Annotated in this window: 15 protein-coding genes and 1 tRNA gene; 2 read left to right on the forward strand and 14 right to left on the reverse strand. The window is 70.9% G+C overall.

The features are described 5' to 3' along the window. Positions 1–25 precede the first annotated feature (25 nt). Together ACFYE3_RS11700 and ACFYE3_RS11705 are read right to left on the reverse strand one after the other, a co-directional pair. Positions 26–880, reverse strand: coding sequence for a phage holin family protein (locus ACFYE3_RS11700; protein ID WP_387609244.1), 855 nt, complete (start codon positions 878–880; stop codon positions 26–28). Between the two features lie 309 nt (positions 881–1,189). Next, on the reverse strand, positions 1,190–1,396 hold the full coding sequence (locus tag ACFYE3_RS11705; protein ID WP_387609246.1) for a hypothetical protein: 207 nt from the start codon (positions 1,394–1,396) through the stop codon (positions 1,190–1,192). Between the two features lie 666 nt (positions 1,397–2,062). Here ACFYE3_RS11705 and ACFYE3_RS11710 point away from each other — a divergent pair. Then, a complete protein-coding gene (locus ACFYE3_RS11710; protein WP_387609247.1) occupies positions 2,063–2,326 on the forward strand; it encodes a hypothetical protein in 264 nt (87 codons plus the stop codon). Between the two features lie 150 nt (positions 2,327–2,476). Here the strand turns inward: ACFYE3_RS11710 and ACFYE3_RS11715 are convergent, their stop codons facing one another. From ACFYE3_RS11715 to ACFYE3_RS11735, 5 genes are all read right to left on the reverse strand, one after another. Next, positions 2,477–2,941, reverse strand: coding sequence for an ester cyclase (locus ACFYE3_RS11715; protein WP_387609249.1), 465 nt, complete (start codon positions 2,939–2,941; stop codon positions 2,477–2,479). A gap of 227 nt (positions 2,942–3,168) precedes the next feature. Beyond that, the gene (locus ACFYE3_RS11720; RefSeq protein ID WP_387609251.1) at positions 3,169–3,831 is read right to left on the reverse strand and encodes a hypothetical protein; all 663 of its coding nucleotides are present in this window, start codon (positions 3,829–3,831) and stop codon (positions 3,169–3,171) included. Between the two features lie 438 nt (positions 3,832–4,269). Next, on the reverse strand, positions 4,270–4,497 hold the full coding sequence (locus tag ACFYE3_RS11725) for a hypothetical protein (RefSeq protein WP_387609253.1): 228 nt from the start codon (positions 4,495–4,497) through the stop codon (positions 4,270–4,272). Positions 4,498–4,917: 420 nt separating this feature from the next. After that, positions 4,918–5,109 (reverse strand): hypothetical protein, encoded by a 192-nt coding sequence (locus ACFYE3_RS11730; RefSeq protein WP_387806116.1) that lies wholly within the window; start codon positions 5,107–5,109, stop codon positions 4,918–4,920. Between the two features lie 66 nt (positions 5,110–5,175). Next, the gene (locus tag ACFYE3_RS11735; protein ID WP_387609257.1) at positions 5,176–5,349 is read right to left on the reverse strand and encodes a hypothetical protein; all 174 of its coding nucleotides are present in this window, start codon (positions 5,347–5,349) and stop codon (positions 5,176–5,178) included. An 865-nt stretch (positions 5,350–6,214) separates the two neighbouring features. On the opposite strand from ACFYE3_RS11735, the gene ACFYE3_RS11740 reads away from it, so the two are divergent. Then, the gene (locus ACFYE3_RS11740; RefSeq protein WP_387609259.1) at positions 6,215–6,646 is read left to right on the forward strand and encodes a hypothetical protein; all 432 of its coding nucleotides are present in this window, start codon (positions 6,215–6,217) and stop codon (positions 6,644–6,646) included. A 288-nt stretch (positions 6,647–6,934) separates the two neighbouring features. Here ACFYE3_RS11740 and ACFYE3_RS11745 read toward each other — a convergent pair. From ACFYE3_RS11745 to ACFYE3_RS11775, 7 genes are all read right to left on the reverse strand, one after another. Beyond that, a tRNA-Asn gene (locus ACFYE3_RS11745) sits at positions 6,935–7,007 on the reverse strand. A 79-nt stretch (positions 7,008–7,086) separates the two neighbouring features. After that, positions 7,087–8,967: a DNA primase gene (gene dnaG, locus ACFYE3_RS11750; RefSeq protein WP_387609260.1), complete on the reverse strand. Its 1,881-nt coding sequence runs from the start codon at positions 8,965–8,967 to the stop codon at positions 7,087–7,089. Between the two features lie 108 nt (positions 8,968–9,075). Then, a complete protein-coding gene (locus tag ACFYE3_RS11755; protein WP_387609262.1) occupies positions 9,076–10,404 on the reverse strand; it encodes an MFS transporter in 1,329 nt (442 codons plus the stop codon). 115 nt (positions 10,405–10,519) lie between these two features. Further along, positions 10,520–11,851, reverse strand: a complete 1,332-nt coding sequence (locus ACFYE3_RS11760; protein WP_387609264.1) for a deoxyguanosinetriphosphate triphosphohydrolase — start codon at positions 11,849–11,851, stop codon at positions 10,520–10,522. 30 nt (positions 11,852–11,881) lie between these two features. Continuing rightward, entirely contained in the window at positions 11,882–13,060 is a 1,179-nt protein-coding gene (gene dusB, locus ACFYE3_RS11765; protein ID WP_387609557.1) for a tRNA dihydrouridine synthase DusB, read from the reverse strand. Positions 13,061–13,139: 79 nt separating this feature from the next. Further along, a complete protein-coding gene (locus ACFYE3_RS11770; RefSeq protein WP_387609267.1) occupies positions 13,140–13,880 on the reverse strand; it encodes a maleylpyruvate isomerase family mycothiol-dependent enzyme in 741 nt (246 codons plus the stop codon). 23 nt (positions 13,881–13,903) lie between these two features. Next, positions 13,904–14,731 (reverse strand): fumarylacetoacetate hydrolase family protein, encoded by an 828-nt coding sequence (locus tag ACFYE3_RS11775; protein WP_387609268.1) that lies wholly within the window; start codon positions 14,729–14,731, stop codon positions 13,904–13,906. Positions 14,732–14,764 lie beyond the last annotated feature (33 nt).

Consider the following 14,764-nt stretch of genomic DNA (forward strand, 5'->3'; position numbering starts at 1 on the left):
CACGGTCGGCCCATGGACGGCGACGTCACCGGAACAGCTTGCGGAGGAAGACGACGAACGCGCTCCCCGCCACGGCCAGCACCGTCAGCGGCTGCCACCGATCGCCGAGGCCGGACGGCCCGGTGCGGGCGGACGAGCGCGGCTTCGCGCCGCCCTGGACGAGCAGGCTCTTCACGTCCTTCGGGGTGGTCTTCACGGTGCGGCTGGTGCGGTCCACGAAGCCCTTGGTCGCGGACTGGATGGTCTCCGCACGGCCCTGGACGTCGTCGCGCAGCGTCTTGAGGTGCTCGCGGCGCAGCTTGAGCCGGTGCCGCAGCTGCTCCTCGGTGGGTGCCGGGGGCTTCTGCTGGGCGGGGTCCTGCGCGGCCTCGCGCTTCTCCTGCTCCTTGCGCTCGCGGGCCAGCTGCTCCTCGCGCTGGACGCGGCTCTCGGTGTAGGCGGAGCCCTCCTTGACCACGCCGAGATCGTACTTCGTCCCGAAGACGGCCTTGCGCGGCACGAGCGGCAGGGCCTTCTTGATGGTGGACACCCCGATCAGCGCCGCGACGGCCAGGATGATCAGGAACAGCACGGCGAGCAGCAGGGCCGCGAGCCAGGCCGGCATGATCTGCGACAGGCCGGCGATCGCAGCACCGACCAGGGCGATCGTGGCCAGCAGCAGGAAGACCAGGCCGACGACGACGAAGGCCGCGCCCTTGCCCAGCGTCTTCGCCTTCTCCGTGAGCTCGAGCTTGGCGAGCTGCGCCTCGTCCTTGAGCTGCTTGGGCAGCAGCCGGGCGAAGACCTTGACGACGTCGAGGATGGACGCCGATCCGGGGTCGGAGTGCTCCGACCTCGCTCCAGACGTCCCGCCCGTGCTGGGGCCTACCGAATGACTCATGCCCGCCTCCGTTGATGATGAGAAAAGTACGTGGACTGAGCACCAAGCTACCATCGGGGACGCCGCGGGCGGGCGAGCTGGGTGCCGCGACGTGGCCTGCCGGGACGTGCGGGAGGGGCCCGACCGTCATCCCCGGTCGGGCCCCTCCCCGTCAGTGCGCCAGGATCGGGCTCGGCGCTTCTTGTCGCGCCAGTCCTTGTCCTTGTCCCAGTGCCGGTCCTCGTCCTGCTCGAAGTAGACCTTCACGTCCCGCTTCTCGCAGACCTTGTCCGACTTGCCGGTGCGGTCGATCTGGCGGGCGTCCTTGTACTACGCCCTCCAGTTGCCGCCGTGGCACTTCTCCTTCGCGATGGAGGCCGCCTTCTCGAGACTCGTGTCCTCGTAGGTCTTCGTCGTCCAGTGGCCGTGGTGCCGGTACTCGACGACAACGTCGACCCCGCCGTTCTTGTGCTCGCCGTACCTGCCGTGCCGCATGGCCGACAGCGGCAGCAACCAGGCGCCGAGCGACACACCCACGCCGACCACCACGAGTCGGACCTGGATCGCCCCTCTCCGGGGATCGAGCCGGCCGAGCCCCATTCCGAGCAGCAGGTAGGCCGGATGGCCAGTGCCGGATACGTGCCGGTGAGCAGCAACCGGGCGGTTGTCGCCCCGGTCGCGTCAGCAGATCCCCGAACGTGCGGTTGTCGGAGACGAGCCCGGGCAGTCCATCGCGCAGCAGCTGCATGGGCACAGGCGCCGCGACCAGGAAGCACGCCGCCGAGCCGAACAGGGAGGTCGGACGCATCCCCGGGAAGGGGACGGCCACGAGGAAGAACACACCGTAGTGGATCAGGATGTTGACCGCCGACAGGCCCTCGGACAGCACCGACCCGATGGCCAGTCCCACCACGGCGATCAGCAGGGCTCGCACCACGAGCGCCACCCGGTCAGCAGCCAGGTCCCTGCCCTCGTGCGGTTGCGTCCCTCCGGTGGACAGGGCCAGACCGACGCCGGCCGGCAGCGCGGACAGCGCCGCTGAGTCCCCGGAGAAGAGGATGTGGGACCAGGTCGGCTCCCCGGTCGCCTGGTCGGAGGACGGCAGGCCGGCTGTCGGGCAAAGAGCGGGCGTTACTTCTGCGATCGGATGCGGGTCAATGGAAGTGAGCTCCCATCCGAGCTCCCGTCGGAAGGACGACCACCATGACTGCCATCCCCCGCGCCCATCCCGCCGAGTCGCTCGTGCGAGCCGGCGTCGTCGGAGCGCTCGCAGCCCGGGGCGTCACCGTCACGTCCGTCGAGATGCTGTTCGACGGCCAGGAGTGGGCTGTGGCCGTGTCCCACCGCCCGCCCGGGATGTCGGAGAACGACGTGCGGGTGGCGGTCTGGACCGCCGTCCTCAACTACACGGCCGTCTTCGACGTGCCCGCCCCCGCGGAGGGGGTCCGGATCAGCATCACCGGATGAGGCGCAGCCGTGCCGGGGCGACGTCCGCGCCCCGGCACGCCAGAGGCCCTCGCCGGCGTCGATCGCCGGCGGTGGCTGCATGACACCGCTGCTACGCGAGAACGAACGCCCCGGTGCTCCACGACGGAGCCCGGGGCGTTCGGCGATGCGCTATTCGCCTCCGAGCTGCTCCGCCATGCCGGCCAGGTCGTAGTACCGGTACTCCTCGATGATCTTGCTGTCGGAACCGAAGCGGCTGAAGACGCCCATCGGAACCTTCACCGGTCGCCCCGTCGGGGGAATCGGTCCGGAAGGCGTAGGCATCGGCCCCGTCTGGGTCCCGGTGATCAGCACGCGGGTCGCGACGGTGCTCCCGTCGACGAGCACCTCTTGGAGTTCGGCGGACGTATCTGGCAGTGCTTCCAGGAACGCGGCGACGTCCTGCTGGACGGCTTTCCGTCCCCGCAGGGGCTCTGACGACACCGGGTCCGTGACCACGGCGTCCTGGGCGTAGCAGGAGGCGAACTTCTCGGCGTCCCTGGCGTTGTACGCCGCGTTCCACTCCTTGATCAGCCGTCGACACGTCTCCTCGCCCTCGCCAGAGGGGCCGGCGGCGTCTTGTTCTTGCGTGCTCATCAACGGCTCCTGTCTCCGGGCCCCCGGCTGCTCCGAGGTCTCCTTCGACGGTAGAAGGTCCAGGAATCAGCGCCAAGGGAGCACCCGGAATCGTCGTCGGATCGTCGCTTCCGCGTCACGGAGCCGACGACATGGCCTCCACGGTGCAATAACGTCCCGTCGCACCACGACGGAGTCCGCAGCGTTCGTCGGTGGCTTCGTCCGGATGAACGCCGCGTCGATGGTGGCTACAGGGCAGGGGTGTCCTCGGCCGCGGCCTGGTCGAGCAGGTTGCAGAGGTCGAAGACGTACTCCGTGGAGTTGTCGGTGATCTCCGCGGAAGCCACTGGCGGCACCTCCTCCTCGGGCTGGAACTCGGACTCGAAGGTGACTGTTTCGGTCAGCTCCCCGGACAGATAGAGGAAGGCCTGTGGCAGCCCCGCCTCGGCGAACTCTTGGGTCTCGACCTCGTCGAAGGCCACCACGACAGCAGGCCCTGCCCAGTCGAAAGTCACGGATCTTCCGTCGGCACTGAAGATCTCGACCCCTCCGCCGGAGGCATCGACCTCGTCCAGCATGGCCCCGTCGGAGGCGCGGGTGATGTCGACCGTGGCAGCCCCGCGGAATTGCACGACGGTGTCCCCCTCAGCATCGACCAGGGCGCGGTACTCGCGCTCGTCGACGTCGCCGGGTGCGAGGGTGACCTCGGAGTCGCAGGCCGGGAACGTCAAGGGTTGCTGGAACTCCTCGGGGAAGGGAACGAACCTTCCGTGGGTGCTGGCCGGCGGCCACTGCGCCTCGGCCGGATGCTCGGTCGGCGAAGCAGGGTCATGATGGGTCGCGCCCGCCGGCGTGGCGGCGAAGAGCAGTGCCGCGGCGGCCGCGGCGGCGATGCGCTGGGTGGTGTTCATGATCGGTCCTCGTGACGAAGTGCCGAGGACGGGCCAGGCGCTGTCCCCGACGGGTGCAGTGGATGGGATCAGGGCGAGGCGGAGCCACGCCCACGGGCCCAGTGTCACCAACCCGGCCCCGTCGACCGAGCTGCGCACAGGGCTTGACGTCGCGATCGTTACGGTCGTCCTCGGGATGCCGTCACAAATGCTCCCGCGTCGGTGCGCCGGCGAACGCCCCGGTGCTCCACTACTGAGCCCGGGACGTTCACGCCGCGTCAGCTAATCCGGCCGCTGACGACGGGCCCGCCTGTCCTTCTGGACGACGGAGGCGATGAGACAGGCGAAGGCGACGGCGGTGAACCACGTGCCCAGAAGACCTTCAAGGCCGAGCCAGACGCCGAGGATGAGCATCCGTCCCAGAAACGCCACGTACCACCGACGCGCCTTCGACACGGCTTACCCCTGTCGTCCCCTGGAGCGATGCTGGGCCCGTCGGTGGATCCGTGCTCGTTGCTCCCGGGTCCAGAACGGACCGAGCTCCCACCACAATCCCGAGGGGACGACCACCACGCCGACCAGGACAGCCACACCCCATCCGTAGATCAGCCCGACGACGACGATCACGAACACGCTCAGCACGTCAGACCACCACGCACGCTGGGGCCAGTCCTCGGATCGGGTCATGGAGCTACCTCGCTCCTGCGCTCATGCTGGCCTCGACGCTGCCACCGCATCACCGTGGTGCCCCGAACTGCCGCGGAGCTCGCCAGCATCTCGAAGACCAGCAACACCCAGTCGACGGTGTGCTGAGGAGGCCACGGGGTGATCCGGCCCATCACGGCGAGCCCCATCATGAACGCCACCATGGTGGCCTCGAGGCTCCTCGATCGCGGAGGCGGGCTCACTCCTTCTGCTCCTCGGCCCGGTTCTGCCGCCACTCGTGGATCGCCAGGCCGACGGCGACGAGGGCCGCGGCGACGGTGAGCCCGGTCAGGGCCCGCTCGAACCCGGCCTCCGGTGGCCACGACCCGTGTTACGGCAGCACCAGGAACGCCGCACCGGCGAGCATCGCGATCAGGTGTGCGCGCAGTTGCCGGTCCGGTGTCATGACCTCTCCTGCGGGCCGGTCTCCCCGCCGCGACGGGTACCAGGGGACCACAGGTTGCTCAGCAGCAACCCGGCCACGCCGATCCCGGTCAGCCACCAGTTCCACTCGCCCAGGATCAGCCGCAGCCCCACGACGAGGGCGACGATGATCGCCGCTTGGAAAGCCACCTGCTGCGATCGTCTCGACACGACCTGCTCCCTCGCTCTCGGCACCTTGCTCATTCGCATCGTGCCACGCAGCTGTGCCGGCGGGCGTCACCTCATCGGAGGCGCCGGCGGGCGGCCGCGGCGGGCGTCCATGACGCGGGCGTGAGCCATCTCCATCCGCCCGTAGATCAGCGCGGTGGTGCCGAGGATCGGCCAGGGCGACAGGGCAGAGGCCGGCCCGAGGGAGATCAGCAGCAGCACCGGGATCACCCAGCCGAGCACCGCCGCCCCCCCACCCGAAGAAGACCCCGCCCTGGGCCTGGGTCACGTAGTCGTAGACCGCCGGCAGCGGGTCCGGGTCGCCCTCTGCCTCCAGCTTCGGGTGCTTGACGTGGGTGCGCTGGATCCCGATGAAGCACACCCCGAGGGTGAGCAGTCCGAGCACGGCGTTGGAGAAGCCGTAGCCGCCGGTGGCCACCATCCAGTCCAGGGCCGCCTCGAGGAGCTCGTCGGCGACGAAGGTCCACAGGAGCCAGGCGGCGAACCACCACGGCCACGTCCGGTTCTGCTTCGGCACCCCGGATTCTCCGGCCTGCCGCTCAGCGACCACGTGCTCCCCCGTCCGCGTCCTCGTGCGCCCCAGCGTAGCCACGGGGACCGTGCCGTGTCTGTCCGCACACCATGGTGGTGCTTCGGATGCTCGCCGCCTCGGAGCTGGGCCGCGCCTCCGGCCACAGGGCTGGGCTGGTCGGCTTGACCTCACCTCCGAGGGCGGTGCCGGCGTCGAGCTGGTCGCCACCCGGATGGAGGCAATGAACACAGCCTCTAGCGCCTCAGAGGTGGGAGCCTCCATGTCGGCCTCCACCACGGCCATGGTAGAGAGCTCCCATGCCTTGGCTGTGTCCGGGGAGGTCACTGAGGAAATCGACCCCAGCGGCGATCTCGCCGCTCAGCTCAAGGACCGGTTCCCGGGCTACCCGCTGTTGGTGGATGCCGCCACCCCTGACGCGTCCCTGGCCCACCACCTGGAGTACACGAAGATCTCCGGGAAGGTCGTAGCCCTGGTGCCGGGGTCTGCACCGCCTACAACGAGAACATCCCCGACATCGACAAGCACTCCGAGGCCAACACCCTCTTCGGCGACTCAATGATGGCCCAGGATGACCTGCCCAACTCCGGTGGCATGTTCCCCCACGGGGTCATGCCCGGCTCCCAGGAGCCGGCGAAGACTGTCCCGCCGGCAGTCGAGGACCCCGACTCCGCCAAGGCGACCGACCCGAAGCTGGAGTTCCCCGGGTACCCGGTGCTCGTGGACATCACCTCGATCGACGAGCGCACAGCCCGAGCCATGGAGGGATCCCCCGAGGAGGGCAAGGCCGTGGCCGTGGTCCCGGGGCTCTACGCCGCCTACCACCCCCACTTTCCGGACTTGGAGAAGTACTACGACGTGCGCGCCTTCTACGGCGACGACATGATGCACCAGCAGTACCTGCCCGACACCGGCGGTTCATTCCCCTCCGGGGTGAAGGCTGGGGCCCAAGAGCCGCAGGGCCAGTCGTCTGGACGCGCGGCGTCGTGACGAGCCGAGTGTCGATCTGACTTCCCACGCTCCCCATTCCGGCCACGGCGGTGGAGGCGGTCAGGAAGCGGACGAGCCAGCGTGGTTCGAGGACAGCCCGATGGGCATCGGGCTCCTAGAAGCGTCAGGACGGGAGGCCGAGATCGCGCCTCCTCGTTTCCCCACCGCGAGAACAAACGGGTGGTTGCTCACGAGAGAGTGTCCCCAAAGCGTCCCCAGCGAGTAGCCGCCTGCGGGTACGACAAAGGCCCCCACCTGCGTTTCCGCTGGTGAGGGCCTTCTGCGCTGCTCCCCCGACTGGACTCGAACCAGTAACCCTTCGATTAACAGTCGAATGCTCTGCCAATTGAGCTACGGGGGACCGTGCACGCACGCGTGCAACGAGCCATCACTTTACCGTTCCGGCCGGGCTTCGACAAATCCGGGCACGCCCGGCCGCGTCAGTCCTGGCGGAGGCCGCGCCGCTGCATCTCGAGCTCCAGCAGCTCCCGCTGGAGCTCCTGGTAGCGCTCCCGCTGACCGGCGGGGTCCGTGCGCTGCAGCTCCGCCAGCCGGTCCGACTTCCGTCGGTTGATCTGCAGCTCGAAGAGGCGGTTGAGGATGTCCGCGGTGTAGCGCTCCAGCTGCTGCTGGGTGGTGGCGGGCAGCGGCGTCACCGCGAGCTCGGCGAGGTAGCCGTGCAGCGGATCCGGCAGGTGCCCGCGCACCGCGTCCACCCAGACCTGTCCGCTCGGCACGGCGGACCCGTTCCCGAGGAGCTCGGCGCGGGCGGCGAGGACCGCGTCGTGCACGGCCCCGTGCACGGGATAGCGGAAGGCGCTGAGGCCGAACTCCTGCCAGTGCCGCTCGAGCAACAGGTCCGGGCCCTGGATGACGGTCTCGAGGGCCTCGCGCTCCATCCGCGCCACGGGCTCGCGCGGGTCGGGGAGCTCGACCGGGACGGGCCCGGCCGCCTCCGGCTCCGCCGGCCGGTGCGGCGCGGGACCTCCTTCCCGCTGGTCGCGGCCCGCGGAGTCGACGGCCCGCTGGACCTCCGCGGGCTCGAGCCCGAGCCAGCCCGCGAGCTGCCGCGCGTAGGCGGGCCGCAGGGAGCGGTCCCGGATCCGCGCCAGGATGGGGGCGCAGGCCCGCATCGCCCGGATGCGGCCCTCGATGGTGTCCAGGTCGAAGTTCTTCAGCGTCGCCCGGATCGCGAACTCGAACAGGGGGCGGCGGTTCGCCACGAGCTCGGCCACGGCGGCGTCCCCGCGGGCGAGCCGGAGGTCGCACGGGTCCATCCCGTGGGGCTCGACCGCCACGTAGGTCTGCGCCACGAACTTCTGGTCCTCCTCGAACGCGCGCAGGGCGGCCTTCTGCCCGGCGGCGTCGCCGTCGAAGGTGAAGACCACCTCTCCCCCGCCGCCGTCGTCGGAGAGGAACCGCCGGACGATCTTGATGTGCTCGGCCCCGAAGGCGGTGCCGCACGTGGCCACCGCCGTGGTCACGCCCGCGAGGTGGCAGGCCATGACGTCGGTGTAGCCCTCGACGACGACGAGCCGGCGCTGCTTGGCGATCTCCCGCTTCGCGAGGTCGATGCCGTAGAGCACCTGCGACTTCTTGTAGAGAGCGGTCTCGGGGGTGTTGAGGTACTTCGGGCCCTGGTCGTCGTCGTGGAGCTTGCGGGCGCCGAAGCCGATGACCTCGCCCGCGACCGCGCGGATGGGCCAGACGAGCCGGCCACGGAACCGGTCGTAGAGCCCGCGGTTGCCCTCGGAGAACATGCCGGTGAGCTTGAGCTCCTGGTCCGTGAAGCCGCGGTCGCGCAGGTGCTTGAGGAGGTGGTCCCAGCCGCGGGGCGCGTAGCCCACGCCGTAGCGCCGGGCGGCCTCGCCGTCGAAGCCCCGCTCGCCCAGGAACTGCTGCGCGGGGGCGGCCTGGCGGGTGTAGAGGTTGCGCTGGAAGAACTCCGCGGCGACCTTGTGCGCGTCCAGCAGCCGCTGGCGGCGGCCGACCTCCTCCTTGGTGGGACCGGAGCCCTGCTCGTAGTGCAGCTCGTAGCCCACCCGGGCGGCGAGCTTCTCCACGGTCTCCGAGAAGGTGGTGTGGTCCATGGTCATCAGGAAGGAGATGACGTCCCCGGACTCGTCGCAGCCGAAGCAGTGGTACGTGCCCATCTGCGGCCGCACGTGGAAGGACGGGGTGCGCTCGTCGTGGAACGGGCAGAGCCCCTTCCAGGAGCCGATGCCGGCGCTCTTGAGGGTGACGTAGCCGTCGACGATCTCCTTGATGTCGGTGCGCGCCCGCACCTCGTCGATGTCCTCGCGTCTGATCAGTCCTGGCACACCGTCAGTCTAGGCGCGCCGCCCGACGCCCGAGGGCCGCACCGGACCGTGCGGTGGAGCACTCGCGGCCCGGTGCGGCCCGTGCAGCCCCGGACCGCGGGCGGGGGCTCAGCGGGAGCGCTCCCGCAGGTCCTGCCGGGTCCTGGTGCCCGTGAGGGCGAGCCCGCCCAGGGCGCCCACCGCGGCGAAGGCGAAGAAGCCCCACGGATAGGCCAGGCCCGCGGTCAGCAGGGTGCCCCCGATGATCGGACCCGAGATCGCCCCGAGCCGGCCCACCCCGGCGGACATCCCCAACGCCGTGGCGCGCACGCGCGGCGGGTGGTTGGCGGCGGTGAACGCGTAGACGAGCACCTGGGAGGAGAACACGAAGCAGCCGGTGACGAAGACCATGGCGTAGATCCCGAGCAGCGGCAGCTTGATCGCCAGGGCCGCGAGCAGCGCGGCCGAGCCGAGGAACCAGATGATGCCCGCCACGCGCGGGGTGACCCGGTCGGCCACCCGCCCGGCGACCGCCAGTCCCGCGATGGCGCCCACGTTGAGGATCAGCAGGAAGCCGAGCGAGTTGCCGAGGTCGTACTCGGCCGCCCGCATGATCTGCGGCAGCCAGGTGTTGAGGCCGTAGACGAGCAGCAGGCCCATGAAGGAGGCGATCCAGATCGCGATCGAGTTCCGGCGCCAGCCGGCGGAGAGCAGCATCGTGGCACCGACCTTCTCGGCCTGCTCCTCGGCGGTGTGGTGCTCGAGGTGCACGCCGTAGTGCTCGGCCACGGCGCGGGCCTCGGCCGTGCGTCCCTTGGACGCGAGGAACGAGGGCGACTCGGGCAGGAACACGAGCATGAGGGGCACGAGCACGAGCGCCGGCAGGGAGCCCAGGACGAACATCTCCTGCCAGCCGAACTGGCGGACGACGACGATGGCGAGCGCCGCGGTCAGCACCGCGCCGACGTGGTAGCCGGTCATCACCAGGGTCGTGGCGTTGGAGCCCCGGCCCAGGCGGGCGAACTCGGTGACCATCGCGATGGCGGTGGGCAGGCACCCGCCGAGGCCCAGGCCGGCGAGGAAGCGCAGGACGCCGAAGACCAGGACGCTCGGGGAGAACGCCGCGGCGAAGGTCAGCAGGGAGAACAGGATCACGGCGCCGATGAGCATCTTGCGGCGGCCGAGCTTGTCGGTGAGGTAGCCCATGGTCAGCGCGCCGATCATCATGCCCACGAGGCCGACGGTGGCCACGGCGGTGCCCTGCGCGGTGGTCATGCCGAGCTCGTCGTTCTCGAGCATGGAGGGCAGGACCGCGCCCAGGACCACGGCGTCGAAGCCGTCCAGCAGCACGGCGATCCAGCACAGCGGCGCCACCCACGCCCGGGAGCGCAGGACGGGCCGGGCGCCCGGGGACGAGGGGGACGCCGCCCGCGGGGCGGGTCCGGTGGAGTTTCCCATGAGGATCAGACCTTTGTGAGGAGGAGCACAGGTGCGCCGAGTCTAGGGAGCGGCACCGCGTGCGACCCAGCCCACAGTCGTTGAACGGGACCGGGTGCCGCCCCGGCGGAGCGGGTCACCAGAGCGGCTTGTCCCCCACGCGCCAGTGGGTGCCGCGGATCCTGTCGTGCAGGGACACGGCGGACAGGTCGGTGAGGGACGCGATCTGGTCCACGACGAGGCGCAGGCGGGCCGCCTCCGTGCCCGGTCCCTCCCCGAGGTCGTGCCAGTCGGCGGCGAAGGCGGGCGAGAGGTGGCGGCCGTCGGAGTCCATCAGCGCCCCCACCAGGATGGAGAGCACCTCCTGCTGGTTGTCGTAGATCGGCTGCGCGTCGCGCACCGTGATGACGTAGGTCGTGGCGATGCCCTTGAGCACGCCGATCTCCTCCGTGGTCCCCTCGGGGACCACGAGCTGGGCGTCGTAGCGGGTCAGCGGGTCCTCGCCGTAGATGTCCCGGGTGGCGCCGACCGCAGACATCGCGAAGCGGCCGATGAGCTGGCTCGTCATGTTCTTGAGCCGGGCGAGGTCCTTGCGGGACCCGTCCATCTCCCGGACCCACAGGGTCGAGTCCTCGAGGCGGGTCAGGGCGGCGTCGAGGGACTCCGGGGCGGCCTCGGGCAGGTACCAGCGCCGGGTGAGCTCGAGCACCCTGTCCCGCTGGGTGGTGTCGGCGAGCCAGCCCAGCTGCACGAGCCCGGAGGCGATGGCGTCCTCGACGTCGTGCACGGAGTAGGAGATGTCGTCCGAGAGATCCATGACCTGGGCCTCGAGGCACTTCGTGCGGGCCGGGGCGCCGTCGCGCAGCCACGCGAACACCGGCAGGTCGTCCGTGTAGACCCCGAACTTCGGGGATCGCGTGCCGTCCGGGCGCAGCGGCGCCTCGTGGGCCTCCCACGGGTACTTGCACACGGCGTCCAGCACGGCCCGGGTGAGGTTCAGGCCGGCGGGTCCCCCGTCGTCGTCGAGCACCTTGGGCTCGAGCCGGGTGAGCAGACGCAGGGTCTGCGCGTTGCCCTCGAAGCCGCCGATGTGCTGGGTCAGCCGGTGCAGGGCCGACTCCCCGTTGTGCCCGAACGGAGGGTGGCCGAGGTCGTGGGAGAGGCAGGCGGCGTCGACGACGTCGGGGTCGCAGCCGAGCATCCGGCCCAGCTCCCGGCCGATCTGGGCGACCTCGAGGGAGTGGGTCAGGCGGTTGCGCACGAAGTCGTCGGTGTCGGGGGACACGACCTGGGTCTTGGCCGCCAGCCGCCGCAGCCCCGAGGAGTGCAGGATCCGGGCGCGGTCCCGCTCGAAGTCGGAGCGGTACTTGTTGTGGTGGTCCTCCGCCACCCAGCGCGCGACGTCGCGGGCCTCGTAGCCCGGGGCGGGCGCGCCGGTGCGGTCGATCTCGATGGACGTGTGGGGCATGCCCGGTCCTTTCCGTGTCGTGGGGACGGCTCAGCCGCCGGAGACGTCGAGCTCCGCCGCGACCAGTCCCAGCCGCTCGGCGTCCCCCAGCTCGCGGGAGCGCAGCCAGCCGTCCGGCAGGTGCGGCCTCTTCGGCGAGCCGGCGCGGCCGCGCGGTCCCTCGACCGCCGCGCCCGGGTAGCCGAGGGACAGGTCGAGCTCGTCCAGCAGCTCGCGCAGGGTCGCGAGGTCCGGCACCTGGGCCATCCGGGCGCGCAGCTCCCCGCCGACCGGGTAGCCCTTGAAGTACCAGGCGACGTGCTTGCGGATGTCGCGCAGCCCCTTGGCCTCGTCGCCGAACATCTCCACGAGCAGCTCGGCGTGTCGGTAGATCGTGCGGGCGACCTGGTCCACCCCGGGGCGGAACCGGTCGGGCCGGCCCTCGAAGGCGGCCTGCAGGTCCCCGAAGAGCCAGGGCCGGCCCTGGCAGCCGCGGCCCACGACCACGCCGTCCACCCCGGTCTGCTCGACCATGCGCACGGCGTCCTCGGCGCTCCAGATGTCCCCGTTGCCGAGCACGGGCACGTCCGGGAGGGCCTCCCGCAGCTGCGCGATGGCGTCCCAGTCCGCGGTGCCCGAGTAGTGCTGCTCGAGGGTGCGCCCGTGCAGGGCGACCGCTGCGACGCCGCTGTCTCGGGCGATCCGGCCGGCCTCGAGGAAGGTGAGGTGGCCGTCGTCGATGCCCTTGCGCATCTTGATCGTCACGGGGACGTTGCCGCGGGAGGCCTCCTGGACGGCGGTGCGCACGATCGCGGTGAACAGGTCGGTCTTCCAGGGCAGGGCGGAGCCGCCGCCGCGCTTGGTGACCTTGGGGACGGGGCAGCCGAAGTTCAGGTCGATGTGGTCGGCCCGGTCCTCCTCGACGACCATCCGCACGGCCTGGCCGACGTGGACGGCGTCCACACCGTAGATCTGGATGGAGCGGGGCGTCTCGTCCGGGTCGTGGTCGATGATCCGCATCGACTCGGGCCGCCGCTCCACGAGGGCGCGGGCCGTGACCATCTCCGTGACGTAGAGGCCGCCGCCGTACTCGCGGCACAGCCGGCGGAACGCCTTGTTGGTGACCCCGGCCATCGGCGCCAGCACCACGGGGACGTCGATCGTGAGCTCGCCCAGGTGCAGCGGCGGCAGGTCGAGCCGGGCGGGGTGGTTCTCGGTACGGGTGTCCATCACCGGGGAATTCTCTCACGGACGGCAGCGGCGCAGGGCCTCGGGGGCGTCCCCCGGGGCCCTGCGGTGCCCCGCGTGCTCAGATCCAGCGCGGGTTCTCGACGTCGGCACCGACCTCGAGGCGGCGTCCGCCCCGCCCGGAGGCCCACTGCGCGACCGCGGGCAGGTCCCCGCGCACCAGGGTCCCCGAGTCCTGGCCGGCGGCGGCCCCGAGCTCGCCGAGCTCCGGGGCGTCAGAGACCTGGATCCGCAGTCCGGGGTCCTTGTCCTTCGCGGCCCAGTTGCCGACGACGTCCGTCAGCAGCCGGGTCAGGACCTCGCGCGGGACATCCGAGAAGCGGGCGCCGTTGTCGAGGTCGACCGCGTGGAGCCAGACCTCGCGGTTGCGCATCCAGACGGTCTCCGTGGCCGGCACCGTCCGGCCCTGCGCGGTCCGCACCTCGTGGCCCCACGCCTCGTCCGGGGTGTCCCGCCACTCGACGTTGAGGGACACCGAGGCGTGGTCGTCGAGGTGCCGCAGCGCCCGGGCCGGCAGGGTCGCGCCGTAGGCGATCTCCTGGTCGCGGGCCTCCGGGGAGGAGTACATCGGGGTCTCCACGCCCGTGTTGGCCCACTGCACGAGCCGGGTCAGGGCGCGGGCGTTGTAGCCGACATGGGCGATGACGTGCCGGCGGGACCAGCCGGGCAGCAGCGACGGGGCGTCGAGCTGGTCGTTCATGAGCTCGTTGACCTTGCGGGTCCAGTTCGCCGTGCCGCGGCGGACCAGCAGCAGCTGGGCCCTGAGGTCCTCGTCGGTGGTGCGGTCCTGACGGGCGACCATGTCTCCTCCTCTCGTGCCCGCCCTCAGGCGGGGTCGACGATCTTGTTGGTGAGCACGCCCAGACCGTCGATCTCGACCTCGACCACGTCGCCGGACTTCAGGAAGACCTGCGGGTTGCGGGCCCGGCCCACTCCGCCCGGGGTGCCGGTGAGGATGATGTCCCCGGGGTTCAGCGGCAGCATCGTGGAGAAGTAGGCCACGAGGTGCTCCGGGGTGAACAGCAGGTCCCCGATCGAGTGCTCCTGCATGGTCTCGCCGTTGACCCGGGTGTGCAGGACGGCCTGGGCCGGGTCGAACTCGTCGGCGGTGACCATGACGGGGCCCACCGGGGTGGAGGCCGCCCAGATCTTGCCCTGCAGCCACTCCTTCGTGCGGAACTGCCACTCGCGCATCGAGATGTCGTTGGCGGCGGCGTACCCGGCGATGTACTGACCGGCGTCGGCCTCGTCCACCTTGTACGCGCGCTTGCCGACGACGACGACGAGCTCGCCCTCCCAGTCCAGCTGCGGGTCCTCGGCCACGGCCTCGATGTCGTCGTTCGGGCCGGTGAGGGTCTCGGTGAACTTGGCGAAGATCGTGGGATAGGACGGCAGGTCGCGGCCCATCTCCTGGATGTGGGACTTGTAGTTGAGCCCCACGCACAGGACCTTGCCGGGGTCGGCGACGATCGTCTCCAGCTCAGCCTCGGCGGCCGGGTGCGTCGGCCCGGAGGCGTCGGCGGCGATGCCGCGCCAGTTCTCCTCCGCCAGCAGGGCGCCGAGGTCCGGGTAGCCCTCGATCTCGGTGAACACCTCACCGTCGAGGCGGGCGGCCGTGGTGGCGCGGTCGGAACGCAGGGTTGCAAGCTTCATCGGGTCAGTGTCTCCTGGGTCGGGATGTGGGGG

Origin of the sequence: Kocuria arenosa, assembly GCF_042879215.1 — a bacterium.
Taxonomy (GTDB): domain Bacteria; phylum Actinomycetota; class Actinomycetes; order Actinomycetales; family Micrococcaceae; genus Kocuria; species Kocuria arenosa.

Bases quoted from the DNA above. Each gene is read 5' to 3' on its own strand.
- ACFYE3_RS11700 (WP_387609244.1), bottom strand. From the start codon at position 880: ATGAGTCATTCGGTAGGCCCCAGCACGGGCGGGACGTCTGGAGCGAGG.
- ACFYE3_RS11710 (WP_387609247.1), top strand. From the start codon at position 2,063: ATGACTGCCATCCCCCGCGCCCATCCCGCCGAGTCGCTCGTGCGAGCC.
- ACFYE3_RS11715 (WP_387609249.1), bottom strand. From the start codon at position 2,941: ATGAGCACGCAAGAACAAGACGCCGCCGGCCCCTCTGGCGAGGGCGAG.
- ACFYE3_RS11720 (WP_387609251.1), bottom strand. From the start codon at position 3,831: ATGAACACCACCCAGCGCATCGCCGCCGCGGCCGCCGCGGCACTGCTC.
- ACFYE3_RS11725 (WP_387609253.1), bottom strand. From the start codon at position 4,497: ATGACCCGATCCGAGGACTGGCCCCAGCGTGCGTGGTGGTCTGACGTG.
- ACFYE3_RS11740 (WP_387609259.1), top strand. From the start codon at position 6,215: ATGATGGCCCAGGATGACCTGCCCAACTCCGGTGGCATGTTCCCCCAC.
- ACFYE3_RS11755 (WP_387609262.1), bottom strand. From the start codon at position 10,404: ATGGGAAACTCCACCGGACCCGCCCCGCGGGCGGCGTCCCCCTCGTCC.
- ACFYE3_RS11760 (WP_387609264.1), bottom strand. From the start codon at position 11,851: ATGCCCCACACGTCCATCGAGATCGACCGCACCGGCGCGCCCGCCCCG.
- dusB (WP_387609557.1), bottom strand. From the start codon at position 13,060: ATGGACACCCGTACCGAGAACCACCCCGCCCGGCTCGACCTGCCGCCG.
- ACFYE3_RS11770 (WP_387609267.1), bottom strand. From the start codon at position 13,880: ATGGTCGCCCGTCAGGACCGCACCACCGACGAGGACCTCAGGGCCCAG.
- ACFYE3_RS11775 (WP_387609268.1), bottom strand. From the start codon at position 14,731: ATGAAGCTTGCAACCCTGCGTTCCGACCGCGCCACCACGGCCGCCCGC.